The organism is Eubacterium sp. MSJ-33 (genome assembly GCF_022174665.1).
GTDB lineage: Bacteria > Bacillota > Clostridia > Lachnospirales > Lachnospiraceae > Coprococcus_C.
The window spans coordinates 1,285,125-1,297,925 of sequence record NZ_CP076562.1; the positions used below are offsets into that span (position 1 = coordinate 1,285,125).

General features: G+C 35.0%; 12 protein-coding genes. All 12 read right to left on the reverse strand.

Going from position 1 to position 12,801, the window contains the following annotated elements:
- Positions 1–52 precede the first annotated feature (52 nt).
- On the reverse strand, positions 53–1,066 hold the full coding sequence (locus tag KP625_RS05995; RefSeq protein ID WP_238299763.1) for a Coenzyme F420 hydrogenase/dehydrogenase, beta subunit C-terminal domain: 1,014 nt from the start codon (positions 1,064–1,066) through the stop codon (positions 53–55).
- A 75-nt stretch (positions 1,067–1,141) separates the two neighbouring features.
- Entirely contained in the window at positions 1,142–2,695 is a 1,554-nt protein-coding gene (locus KP625_RS06000) for a lipopolysaccharide biosynthesis protein (RefSeq protein WP_238299764.1), read from the reverse strand.
- A 14-nt stretch (positions 2,696–2,709) separates the two neighbouring features.
- Positions 2,710–3,843: a polysaccharide pyruvyl transferase family protein gene (locus tag KP625_RS06005; RefSeq protein WP_238299765.1), complete on the reverse strand. Its 1,134-nt coding sequence runs from the start codon at positions 3,841–3,843 to the stop codon at positions 2,710–2,712.
- Between the two features lie 13 nt (positions 3,844–3,856).
- Positions 3,857–5,170 (reverse strand): O-antigen ligase family protein, encoded by a 1,314-nt coding sequence (locus KP625_RS06010; RefSeq protein ID WP_238299766.1) that lies wholly within the window; start codon positions 5,168–5,170, stop codon positions 3,857–3,859.
- The gene (locus KP625_RS06015; protein ID WP_238299767.1) at positions 5,139–6,050 is read right to left on the reverse strand and encodes a glycosyltransferase family 2 protein; all 912 of its coding nucleotides are present in this window, start codon (positions 6,048–6,050) and stop codon (positions 5,139–5,141) included. Before KP625_RS06015 ends, KP625_RS06010 begins: the two co-directional genes overlap by 32 nt.
- Positions 6,051–6,070: 20 nt before the next feature.
- On the reverse strand, positions 6,071–6,880 hold the full coding sequence (locus KP625_RS06020) for a glycosyltransferase family 32 protein (protein WP_238299768.1): 810 nt from the start codon (positions 6,878–6,880) through the stop codon (positions 6,071–6,073).
- An 18-nt stretch (positions 6,881–6,898) separates the two neighbouring features.
- Entirely contained in the window at positions 6,899–7,930 is a 1,032-nt protein-coding gene (locus KP625_RS06025) for a glycosyltransferase family 4 protein (RefSeq protein ID WP_238299769.1), read from the reverse strand.
- 77 nt (positions 7,931–8,007) lie between these two features.
- The gene (locus KP625_RS06030; protein WP_238299770.1) at positions 8,008–9,180 is read right to left on the reverse strand and encodes a Coenzyme F420 hydrogenase/dehydrogenase, beta subunit C-terminal domain; all 1,173 of its coding nucleotides are present in this window, start codon (positions 9,178–9,180) and stop codon (positions 8,008–8,010) included.
- Positions 9,181–9,192: 12 nt separating this feature from the next.
- Positions 9,193–10,332 (reverse strand): polysaccharide pyruvyl transferase family protein, encoded by a 1,140-nt coding sequence (locus KP625_RS06035; protein WP_238299771.1) that lies wholly within the window; start codon positions 10,330–10,332, stop codon positions 9,193–9,195.
- 14 nt (positions 10,333–10,346) lie between these two features.
- Positions 10,347–11,120, reverse strand: a complete 774-nt coding sequence (locus tag KP625_RS06040; protein WP_238299772.1) for a glycosyltransferase family 2 protein — start codon at positions 11,118–11,120, stop codon at positions 10,347–10,349.
- A 50-nt stretch (positions 11,121–11,170) separates the two neighbouring features.
- Positions 11,171–12,088 carry a branched-chain amino acid transaminase gene (locus tag KP625_RS06045; protein WP_238299773.1) on the reverse strand — a complete coding sequence of 306 codons (918 nt, stop codon included), beginning with the start codon at positions 12,086–12,088 and terminating at the stop codon, positions 11,171–11,173.
- Positions 12,089–12,108: 20 nt separating this feature from the next.
- On the reverse strand, positions 12,109–12,792 hold the full coding sequence (locus KP625_RS06050; RefSeq protein WP_238299774.1) for a sugar transferase: 684 nt from the start codon (positions 12,790–12,792) through the stop codon (positions 12,109–12,111).
- Between the last annotated feature and the right edge of the window lie 9 nt (positions 12,793–12,801).

Sequence of the window (12,801 nt, forward strand, 5' to 3'; positions counted from 1 at the left end):
TTCACTCCTATTTATATTTGCTGTATAGTAGCATTTGACCAATATTACTCAACTAATATCCATCTCTTCTATCCCGAATAACCTTAAGCACCGGTGCTACAACAGGTTTTAATTTCATTTTTATTTTTGTTTTTAATGACAGTTTGGATGGTTTTGCATACTTGAAAATAAGGTCAGAAAATTTTAACTGATTCAAATCATGATAAAACCCATCTCTCTGGGATGGTCGAACCGGTGATTTATAATCACTCGGATTTCCATTCACGCCGGCTTCATATGTCACTTCTCGTATTTTCATATCATTACATACATTTTCAAATAGCTTCTCTCCCTTTTTTGTACGTATCAAAACCAGAGAAGTTCCTTTGTTGTCATTCATTCTAGACGCCACATTATCTATCCCCCAGAAATCAGCTATTGTAATATCAGATAATTTTGTTTCTCTTGCTACGCATCTATAACACGACGGACGCAATGCATAATTTCTAAGAAACACCAACATATATGGGTCTGTTTCCTTCGAAACGAATTCCGATATGGATTTTCCTGTAAATGGATCCCTGTATGACATTTTCATCCCATACTCAGCCCATCCTTTATCCTTGCAACGAAAATTCACATATGTCAGTTTCGCATTATGTTTTTCTTCCTGATAATATACATACTTTTTCCAAAGCTTTGGCGATGGTGCTCCATGGCAGATTACATCTGCACAAATTAGATTCTCATAGTCAGCACCTAAATATTTTTTTAATCCATTTACCTGGCACGGAGTGCCTGTAAATAAAACAATCCTTCCTTCTGTCAAATCCCTCTTGACTTTCTTATATGTATCACCAATTCCTGCCTGTACATACTTTGAACCTCTAAGATTATCCAATTCATCCAAAGATGACGCTGAATAAAAACTAGCGCTATAGCAATCTGTATTCATTGCAACCCCATACACAATGCCTTTTAAGGAGAAAATATAAGCCGCAAGGATCGAGAACACTCCTCCTGAGGAACTATTTATTCTTACCGCTTCATTCTTGATACAGCATGCATATGTCTTTAATGGTTTCATCTGTATTCCTCCCGCACCTATCGCAACAACAGACATCAATAATTTATCTTTAGCAAATGGCTAGCATTGCATATTCTACCTACTACCTTCAATTTTTCGTTTCCCGCGCAGTTTCCTGATTATATTTCTGATAATCCCCTTCTCATAATCATTCATTCCATATCGATACAGGAACAGACAATATACAATTGTGTAAAGCATAATCAATCCTAAATAAGGAAGAATACCTAGTCTTTTAACGGTTCTATTCAATATACTACCAAGTAATAAAGGAATACATATTGACAACAAAAGCTTCCCTATGTTCTTCCAAAATCTGCATATGTCCAATCCGATTCCTTTGGCATAATATAGATTCATCACCAATCCGTTCATAACTAATAAACTAATTGCAGTTCCGGTTGCTGCACCAATCGTCCCCCAACGTTTTGCCAAAAAAATACTTATGACAACATTCACAAATGCCATAAAAAAATATATAATCGACCGAAAATAATGTTTATTTACCGCTCGCTGAATTTCAATTCCAATATTCTGAATCAATGGAACCACACCCGGAATAATAAGAAGCAATGCAACATAGTAAGAATCCACATATTCTTTACCCGCATATATATTCTGCACAAAATATTTTCCAAAGAAAACAAATCCGCTTGTGATTAGCGCAAGAATCATAAATTGAATCCGTCCAACTTTTATAAATAATTCATCAAAATTCTTTTCCCGATTTTCCGAATATACTGCTATTTTATTAATTCTCGGAGAAAAAACAGAGGATATCGCTGTTGAAAACGAGATAGTCATTGTGTTGATTTGAGCACCCACTCCATACTCCGCTACAGCCTTTGTTCCAATCACATTTCCTAAAATTAATTTATCTACTGTCCAATTGATTTGATCAATAATCATATTTAAAAACAGGAAAAAACTAAATATTCCCATCTCCTTTAGTATCTTCCAATCATAGTTTCTAAACCGGATAGGTGTTTTTAATCTGAAAATACAATAATATATATTCACGATTAGTTGTAAAAATGTAATACATGTTGTAACCAAAACTACCGCCACCGATCCTTTTCCTTCTATAAGCAAAGGAAGTACAATCAACGGATTCAGAATAGTTCCGATAATTGTCACAAGCTTCTGAAACAAAAATTGTTCTTCCGCTGTAATCATAGAATTGAAAACGGATGAAGGAAATGTCAGTGCGATATTGATAACAAGAATTACCATCAATACTCTGGCGGTGCTAAGCTCCTGCTCCGTAAGATTTGTTCCAAGGATGGTGTTGCAATGCAACGATAAAACGCCTCCGCACAGCAACGCAACAACACCCATGACTAAAAACAGGCTCAGAAACATTCCGTTAAAGCTTGCAATCTCATTTCTGTCACCAGATTTTCTCTTAATTGTACTGAATCTGAGATAAGCCCCTGTAAAACCCATGCTGAAAAGGCTTAAATAACTCACAACACTTCCGACAAGATTGTATAATCCATATTCGCTTTTTCCAAGCAGCCGAATCATAATTGGCGTATATGCCAACTGCACAATCATGTTCAATCCAATCTGTAAATACGAAAGAAATACACCTATTTTCAGTTGATTTGTACTGTTTTTTTTCAACATATTACAATCCTCATTTACAAATTTGATTCTAATACATGTACCGATCGATTGCGCATATCCTCCAACCGCCGGCTGATTACTTCATAATTTATTTGTCCATCCTTGCACCTATTTCCTTCACAGAGTCTATCCTGCAGACCAAAGCTATCCAAAAGAGAATATATACGGCTGTTCATATTGCTTTTTTTTCTGTCTCTAAGCACATGATAAAACTCTTTCTCATAAATGATAGAAAACACGGTTCCATGAAAAGAATCCGTAAGAACGTACTCTGCGTGATGTATCAGCCATAACCATTCTCTCGGTCCAACATGATACAGGATATTCTCTCCCTTTGTTGTATCATCATATTTATTTCTTTCACCCACCCATATCGGATATACAATTTTACACTGTTTTTCTGCTGCAAACTTTTGTGCCAGAACTCTTTTAGTTGTAGATTCTTTCAAATAATAACAAACGATATATTTTTCATTCTCTATCATGTCCTTCGGGCGCTGTTCCTGTTGTTCCCATGTTTCTCTCAGAAACAGCATCGTTGGATCCAAAACTAAATCAGCAGAAATGCCACAGGTTTTACCAAGATAATCTACCGCCTTCTGTTCCCGCACGGATACCCAATCAAACGCCCGTACTCCTTCCTGCAGCTGTCTTTGTTCATATTCAGAAAAATCAAAACGCGCCATACTCGCGGCATAAGCGAGCTTCTTTTTCGATGTGAACTTCAATAAATATATATCCCGCAACCATTTGGGATTCCATACCTGATCACTTCCTACAATAAAGACATCTATTTCATCATCCAACTTCGAAAGATATTCTTCATCAATCATATCTGTATGTGGTATCTCATCTCTAAATTCAGCACACAATTCGCGAGTAAACTTCAAATCACTTTCTGATATTTCAGATTTACGTACCAAGTTGTCTATTCTGCTTTTCAAAGATTCGATTGCATACTTACACCCATGTTCCTTTATTTTTGTAAGTGTCGATCGATGCAAATATATGTTACTCCGCTTTCCCGGCATAATCTGTTTTGCATCATAATTCATAGATCTAAGCAGATGTGTCAAAGCGAACGCCTGTAATAATCCACCATAGTTACACGAATCCTTATATAATGTTATGATACCAATCTTTTTCATAGCCGCCCTCACATCATATTTTATCTTCAATTTGCGTTTTAAAATTATTCATAAAGATAATGCCCATGATAATGTAAATATAATTCCGAATATAATTCAATGTCCCAGATACAAGAAAAACTCCTGCAAGTATTATCAAAATTCCATATGCCAAAATGTTCTTCCTGCCATGTGTAACCAATTTTTCAAATAAAATTCCAAGGCAGACTGTCCCTATGATTCCAATCCCCATCAATACATCCAAATAAAAATTATGTGCCATATAACTAAATGCATATCCTTTTTCCGTTCCCAGTATAGGATAATAGGTAATTCCCTCACCCATAAGTAACGCCTTGATATGTGTTAGAAGATAGTTAATACATTCAATCCAAATAAAAGATCTTCCATTATCTCCACCACTTCCGGATGAGAATCTACCGAATAGCTTATCCAACAATAGCAAAACCAAATCCTTTTGCATTATATATATGACAAAAATCACCACGGCTCCTATGACTATCAGTTTTATCCCCTTCACTTTCGAGTATCGGACCATCCAGGCAAGAAACAGTACTGCCATCAGCAAAACACCTATCATAAAGACTCTAGATACAGTCAATAGGCCAAACAGGATATGCACTGAAAATATCATACAACTCAGTATTTTTTTTATTATGGTATCTAACTTTCCATATAGAAAATACACCATAATCACATACATCGTTATCGAGTTAAATACGGGGATTTCCATAGAACCAGGCAATAATGAAATTGTTGACTCCTGGCCAAACCGATACCACGATATGTCATTATTGTAAGCAGACAACCCGCCTCCAATTATCAAAACCGCTGTACACGCGATTGTTGCAGAAACAATAAATACAAAAGCCATTCGATTAATACTCCAATTAATCAGTTCGTCTTTCTCCGTTATTACTAATAATCCAAGATACAGGATTGGTGCTATCGTATTTATAAACGAAAACAACTCCACATGAGAAAAATCATTAATTATTTCTAATAACAGAAGTATTGTTATTGAGATACTTACAACGATATCCAAATGCATTTTTCTTTTTTTTATCAATACAAGCATCGGGATTATACACATAATTCCCCGCAATGAAGTTCCTCCTATCGCCCAACAATACTGAAACGGAATCATTGCGACCAGGATATCAAAATTCTCTTCCGGTGTTCCGGTCAGCAGCAACAACATCGATATCACAACTGCAAGAATTCCAAATGCATTATTTCCATTGCTAGCGCCATAGGACGCAAATAATATGCATACAACAATCAGTAATCCCATTCTAATTTTTGATTTGTGTATTTCCAGCTTCATGCTCTGATAACCCTTTTTTCTTCCTTCTATATAGATAATAGCCTGCCGGTTTTGTACAGAATAAAAGAACTCTCTCGCAAGCTGTAAAACTCCTAACATTTCTATGCTGGCTTATATATTTATAGCTATTATAGCGAATTGCAGCCTTTATGCGACTCAACATGTCAGTTGCAAACTCCATATTCTGTGCTTCATGATACATACGTCCAACTGGATTCCTATATGATATCACTTGCATGTTATTCGTATATCCATCATCTAAATAATGACAAATCGTTAATATGCAATCTGTCACGATATATTCGTACGATCTGTCAATTTGATCGTATATATATGCTTCTGTCAAAAATTTCTCACCATCTATAATAGGGAATTTGTATCTTCGAAGCACATCTGTCCGAAAACACAATGTTGTATCCCCTGTAAATGTTTTTCCAAAAAAGCTACTCATCCTGCATATCTTATGTTCTGGAAAACTTCCAATCCCTAACTGCCGATTCTCGTCATACCCTCTTTTTGCAATAATACCTGCGATATTATCCGACCCATATTCTCTCCATTGATCTACCAAATGCTCAACAGCGTCTGGCACGAGATAGTCATCTGAATCAACACATACAAACAATTCCGTATCCGCCATATCAACTCCATAATTGTGCGCCATCATCTTTCCGGAATTTTTTTGATAGAAATATCGAACGTCCAATATACCTTCCTGAATCCAATCTTCAATCAATTTTTTTGTATTATCTGTTGACCCATCATCGACAATCACCCAACAAAAATCAGGATTCGTCTGTCTTTTTAGGCTTTCATAGAGATTTCCAAGTATATATGCACGATTATATGTAGGTGTAAACACCGTCAAACTTTTTTCCATTTTCGTTTCTGTGTTTCCTCTCATTTTTTCTTTATGAGTCTATTGAACGTTTGCACGATTTTTGTATTTACTTTGTTACGTTTTGTCGTCCAACTCGCCGTGTAATGATGTATTGAATATGTCCTATCTGTGCAGTGAATCTCCCCTGTTCTACTATCATAGGGATTAAAATATTCCTTTGGATATATCTTAATTCCTTCTATCTCTTGTATACCTTTATCATTCTTCAGTCCATGTTTCACGAGTAAATTCGTCATGTATTCAACAACCGTTGTAGTATCTATACTTCCACTTGCATCACAGAAATGTCGCATTTCATATAGTTCCAAAAACTCCCGATAAATAGAATGTCCTCCATGTGCAGCAATTCCCAATCCAGGATTTACAGCAATTTTTGTATTATCATTTCCACCATCAATCTCACACCCCATAAATGACCCATATTTCAAAATATCATTAAAGGATTTGATCACCTCTACATCTGTATCAAAATAGACGCCTCCATATTGATATAGAATATCAAATCTTGCAAAATCACTGACAAATGCCCACTTTTTATTTTCATATGCCTCTTTTATGTAATCACAGCTATTCACATCATAATTTGACTCATTCCATTCTATAATTTCATAGTCTGGGAAATATCTTTTCCAACTTTCGATACATTTTAATTCTGTTTTGCCTAACGGATTCCCCCCAAACCAACAATAATGGATTTTCTTTGGTATTTCTAATTCATATGTGTCTTTTCTTCCCATTTTTTCATACACGATGATCAGATTTCCGACTGTCACTCGCATCCTTTCTTTTTTTTCATAATCATTTGCCATATATGCGTTTTGCAATCTCTATTTTTCCTTCAATATATTAGAATACAAATCTAATGTTTTCCTTGTTACATAACTCCATTCAAATTTCTTAACTGCTTCGAATGCATTAACTGACATCCTACCTATTTCGTTTCTGTTTTTTATAGCATTTTTTATCATTTCCGAGATATCATATAGGTCTGTATCACAATGAAATCCGCACTTAAATTCATCAATAATATCAGAAAAGCCCACCGGATTGGTTGTTACCAACGGAATGCCATATGACAGAGCTTCTAAAACCCCCAGTGGCAATCCCTCAGATCTAGATGTTTGAATAAAATAATCAGCATCTAATAATTCCTTTTTCTTCGCCTCTCCAAATCTTCCATTCTCATCGATAGTAACAATTTCCTGTAGGTTTTCTTGCTCTATTACACTATACAAATCTTCAAGTGACTCACCAACATTGTTTGTTCCTATAATTTTTACTTTGGCATTCGACTGAATCATAATATTCTTTATTTTAGATACTGCTTGTACCAACAAATCCAATCCTTTATAGAAAACAGTAATTCGACCAATATACGTAAATATAATTTCGTCCCGTTGATGTTCTTTATACATAACCCGATTTGGGATTTCCATTCCGCTTGCACATATTATTTTGTTTTTGTTTCCTACATCAATAGAATTATTCTTTTCGTTTTCACTCAGAAATTGAATTGCCTCTGCACGCTTATAAAATTGCCGAAACACAAATCTGTTTGCTATCCTTTTTTTATGCTCTGAATTTTTTTGTGCAATTTTCGTCAATCCACCATGAGGTACAAAAATATATTTATATCTTTTGAAAATATATCTATAAAAAAACAACAACGTATTCAGTTCATACACACCATGTATAATTACTAAATCATATTTTTTATTTTTGTTGAATCTTTGATGTGTGTACAAGTTTAACAATTCAACATCCGCATATATTGACTGATGCCGAACATATTCCGGTACAATCTCAGATATTCCATTCGATCTAGTTCCTTTAATATTGCATACATGCAAAATTTTCATTTCAATTCACCTACAAAAAAACATTCCGTACTTCATTCACTTCCTACGCCGAAGCAAGCGCTACATTTTGTATATGTTTATCTCTTATTTAATAATATTCTTATACGATGCTGTATACTAGCCGGTAGCTTACTCCATATATGTCCAGCCAAACTATAATCATGTGCTCTCCAGTATCCATCAACATCTCTCCAATTCAGCCTCTCTTTCCACAGTTTAAGTATTTCATTTCTTTTATCAGAATGTGAAGATGGACATTTTAAAGGCTCATTTCCCTCCCTAATGTCCTCATAACTAACATATTCATACACAATGTCCGCTTTCTCTAAAATTTTTTTCCCTTTTTCAGAATTAACAAGCAAACATGATATCCCTCTCTCGATATCAAATACCTGCTTTAATTCCGGTCTTTTTCTTATAATCCCCCAAAAATCTCCCACAGTAATATCTGCACCTCTGCTTCCGCATGCATAGGGACAGCTATAACAACTCTCTCTATATATTTCTCCGTCAAGATAGTATGTCATATAGGAAGACATTCTGTGATTAACTTTTTTTTCTTTCTTACCGACATATATAATTTTATTATTATATGTCCAACCTTGTGACTTATCTCGAAAAACAAATCGTTCAATATTATCTTTGTCATACATTTCCAAATACGAAACAAACATTTGGTTATTTGAAACCCCATGACAAATAACCTCTATTGTATACAAATTTATATGATCTCCAGTGTATTTTTTTATTGCTGCAACTTGGCAAGGTGTGCCAGAAAAGAGTATTTTTTTCCCTAATTGTAATGCATCTAAAATTTCTTTATATATATTATCCATAGAACATTGAACATATTTGGAACCATACATATCTTTTATATTTTCATTATTAAAAACCAATTTCTGTTTTGCTAAAAAAGAATCATCTAAAACGCAACCCGAAATACCCCATTTACCACTATCAATTAAACTTTCTGCTATTGATGCAAATACACCTCCTGATGATGATAATTTCAGTTTATCTTTATCTTTTCTTGCCGCAGCATAGCACAAAATCGGATTTTTTAACTCAATCGGGTTTGTTATAATACAGTTATCACAGCATTTACCACACTCAATACATTTACCTTTATTGACAGAAGGATAACTAAACCCTAAATTATCTTCTTCCATTGTTATTGCTGCAACAGGACATATTTTTTCACATAATCCACAACCACAGCAATCTTTTTTTTCATTTTGAGAAACATTCATTTTTTATACCTACTAAGCTAGAAACTCATTTATATAATTGATTGAAAACAATCTTTCCTTATCAAGAATTTTCTCAACTTGTGTATAATCAATTTCATTGTTTTCAACATTAATATCTTCATTTTGCGTCACAAACCTATTTGATAATTTAAACTTATTTAACAAATCTATTATTCGTGAAACCTGTGTTTGATTTTGTCCATGCTGTCTATCAAATACCCAAAAATTTTTTTCATAATTTATACTAAATGCTGTTCCATGAAAAGAATCTGTTAATATCAGTTCTGCATGGTGAATCAGATATAAAAATTCCCTCGGTCCAGCATCTATAAATTTAAGATTTGAAAAATCCTTATATATTTCAAACTTATATGGCAATGCAATAATGGGCAGTTCATATTTTTTTATGATATCTTTTAAAAATCTAATACTCATATCATTCGGACAATCTAAAAAATACATTAAAATGTACTTTGGTACTGTCTCTATATATGTCTCTATTTTTTCCCACTCAGACAAATCCAACAAAAACGACGGATCCAGCACAACTGGTACCTCTGTTCCAATCAAATCAGCCAAAATACTTTGTCCTTGTTTTTCTCTAACAGAGACTTTACTGAAATCTTGAATATATTTTTTCATGCATTTTTTATTGTATTTGGGTATATCATTTTTACCTAAACTTGGTGCATACGCGATCCTTTTGCTTTTGGGTGCAAATCTCAAATAATAAAACGGATCAACATATATTGCATATGAATTCCATATCTGATCACTTCCCGCTACGACAACCTTACATTCACGACTATGTGCAAATCTAAATATTTGATGATAATTTTTATAATCTATATTTAAATATTTTTTTTCAAACTCATTAAATTTCAAGACGCTTTCCGCCGAAAATTCTTTAGAAAAAGTGTGACCATATGTGTTCAGCGTCTTTCTTAAAAGACTCGGATATCTAATAATTTTCCTAAGCATTCCCAACACTTTTAAAAGTCTTACATCTCTCCTTAACTCTTTTTGATTACTCCACCAAATCAGTCTAGCATCATACCCATAACCACAAATTTTTCTTTGTAACGCATATGCTTGCAAGACCGCACCATAATTCAATTCTCTAGGTGTTGTTACAATTCCTATTTTTTTCATGAATATTATCCGTTCTAAAAATAATGTTTTTTTATAGCGTTTATTATGTATATCAGTGTATTTATGAAAACATTTACCCTTCCTATTCCCATATCTTCTCTCTGCACTTGCCAGAAATACTTAACCTCACCCATTCGATTAGAAGAAAGTGAATTCTCCGAAATTCTATATTTTGTATACGCCTCATTGATTCCATATGCATCCCCATAGTTTTTTAGTATCGTGAGCCATAATGAATAATCCTCTGCACTCTTTCGAATGGGCATTTTTACAACCGGTACAATATTTCGATCAATAATAACTGTAGACGTTGCAATTATTGTATTTCTCAACACATACTTGTACGACACGCATTCTTTAAGATTTCTTTTTCTTTTAATCTGTTTTCCATCCTCATCTATGTATGAAATGGCTGTATACGTAAAAGGTGCGCCCGGGTGATTCTTAAAAAGCTTCAACTGTTCGGATAATTTATTTTCCTCCCATATATCATCACTATCGCAAAACGCTATATACCGTCCTCTCGCACGCTCGATTGCTTTGTTTCTCGCCATTGCAACCCCTAAATTTTTTTCAAGTTTGAAATACGATATACAGGAGATATTTTTTAAATATTCATCTATAATTGCATATGTATTGTCTGTAGAACCATCATCAACAATGATTATTTCTTTTTCCTGATAATCTTGTTTTATGATAGCATCTAATGTTGCAGCTATGTATTTTTCCGAATTGTATACAGGTACAATGACAGAAACCAGTGCGTCATTTAATTCTCTAATTTCCATACTTATCCTCTGCAATTCAAGTCGTCGACTATCAATATTATCTTTTAACCTTAATAGATTGGTGTATTCCAATCAGAATAACCTTTTTCTTTTCCAGTCACTATATTCAAATATTTTTTCTTTATTTGAGGTAATACCTGCTCTACGTTTTTCTCATACCCGTCAATGCTCAATATAGAAGTCATTTCCATCGCCGACCCACACAAAAATGCTTCATCGCACGTATACAGTTCTGTCCGATCAATGCTTCTCTCAACAACCGGAATTTTCATATCCTTTGCAATTTTTATAATGGTATCTCTTGTAATACTTTCCAGTACGCTGTCTGTCAGTTGCGGTGTAATCAACATGCCGTCTTTAATCATAAAAAAACAAGATCCCGGTCCTTCTGCAACCTTACCGGTCTCATTTAAAAATATGCATGTATCATATCCGTTCCGAAGCGCCTCTCTTTGTCCAACTCTGCTATTCATATAGTTTGCACCACATTTTATTCTAGGAGATAATGTCTCATCACTGATTCTTCTCCATGATGTCACACATACATTCAAGCCCTTTTTATTGTATTCCGCACTGGTTCTGCCCCGTGGAATCGGTGCAATAAACATCTCTACCGGGGCGCAGGATCCCCAGGAGCCAAAGCCATCCACAAATAAGGTCTGTCTGACAGAAAGATTCTCATCATATTCATTTACCCGAATTACATCTATAAATGCCTGTTTTAATTCTTCTTTCGTATATGGGCAATCAATCTGAAGAAGTTTTGCTGATTTAAGCAACCGATTATAATGATCCTCCAACCGAAACGCATACAATTGCTTTTCTTCTTCATTCCAATAACACGGAATACCTTCAAAGACATTTAATCCAAATTGTGATGTCGGAGCCAGCACATTGATGTTAGCATCGTTCACATCCACTACATTTCCCTTAAACCATATACGCCTGTGCTCTATATCATATTTCATTCGGAATGCCCTCCCTTCGTTTAATCCGGCAGATGAGCCAAGCGAATGATTTCAGCTTCTTCTACCTGTGCAGCTTCTTCATCGTTCATAGACTCATCCAGCTTGTTCTCATAGATATCTTCCTTCGCAAACACACGGAACACAGACTCTATCAAAATTTTGATATCCGTCAGTACACCGTACTTGCGAAACTTGTCTACATATTCATTGTCATAGCCAACCTTCTCGTCCCATGAGATATCATTTCTTCCCTTAACCTGGGCAAGTCCCGTCAAACCGGCCTTTACATCAAAGCGTTTCCTGTATCGCTTATTCAGAGTTTCAAATTCGCCCAATTCATATGTCACACATGGTCGCGGGCCAACCACAGACATATCACCCTTGAATATATTGAATAGCTGCGGCAGCTCATCTATACTGCTGTCCCGAAGCTTCCGTCCTACTTTTGTCACACGGGGATCATTCTTATAATTAAAAAGTCCGGTTCCCATCTTCTCTGCATCTACCACCATGGAACGAAACTTCAACATCCGGAACACTTTACCATCCTTCGTTCGTCTTTCCTGTTTGAAGAAAACAGGTCCTTTGGAATCCTTTTTTATTGCAAGCGCCGTTCCTATCCAGACGGGAATCAATAAAATGATTGCCACTCCGGATGATACGACATCGAATATTCTTTTTATTGCTCCATTTACCTTCTGCATAGCTACCTC

Excerpts from the sequence above, each read along its gene's own strand:
- KP625_RS05995 (WP_238299763.1), bottom strand. The coding sequence starts at position 1,066 with ATGAAACCATTAAAGACATATGCATGCTGTATCAAGAATGAAGCGGTA.
- KP625_RS06000 (WP_238299764.1), bottom strand. The coding sequence starts at position 2,695 with ATGTTGAAAAAAAACAGTACAAATCAACTGAAAATAGGTGTATTTCTT.
- KP625_RS06005 (WP_238299765.1), bottom strand. The coding sequence starts at position 3,843 with ATGAAAAAGATTGGTATCATAACATTATATAAGGATTCGTGTAACTAT.
- KP625_RS06010 (WP_238299766.1), bottom strand. The coding sequence starts at position 5,170 with ATGAAGCTGGAAATACACAAATCAAAAATTAGAATGGGATTACTGATT.
- KP625_RS06015 (WP_238299767.1), bottom strand. The coding sequence starts at position 6,050 with ATGGAAAAAAGTTTGACGGTGTTTACACCTACATATAATCGTGCATAT.
- KP625_RS06020 (WP_238299768.1), bottom strand. The coding sequence starts at position 6,880 with ATGGCAAATGATTATGAAAAAAAAGAAAGGATGCGAGTGACAGTCGGA.
- KP625_RS06025 (WP_238299769.1), bottom strand. The coding sequence starts at position 7,930 with ATGAAAATTTTGCATGTATGCAATATTAAAGGAACTAGATCGAATGGA.
- KP625_RS06030 (WP_238299770.1), bottom strand. The coding sequence starts at position 9,180 with ATGAATGTTTCTCAAAATGAAAAAAAAGATTGCTGTGGTTGTGGATTA.
- KP625_RS06035 (WP_238299771.1), bottom strand. The coding sequence starts at position 10,332 with ATGAAAAAAATAGGAATTGTAACAACACCTAGAGAATTGAATTATGGT.
- KP625_RS06040 (WP_238299772.1), bottom strand. The coding sequence starts at position 11,120 with ATGGAAATTAGAGAATTAAATGACGCACTGGTTTCTGTCATTGTACCT.
- KP625_RS06045 (WP_238299773.1), bottom strand. The coding sequence starts at position 12,088 with ATGAAATATGATATAGAGCACAGGCGTATATGGTTTAAGGGAAATGTA.
- KP625_RS06050 (WP_238299774.1), bottom strand. The coding sequence starts at position 12,792 with ATGCAGAAGGTAAATGGAGCAATAAAAAGAATATTCGATGTCGTATCA.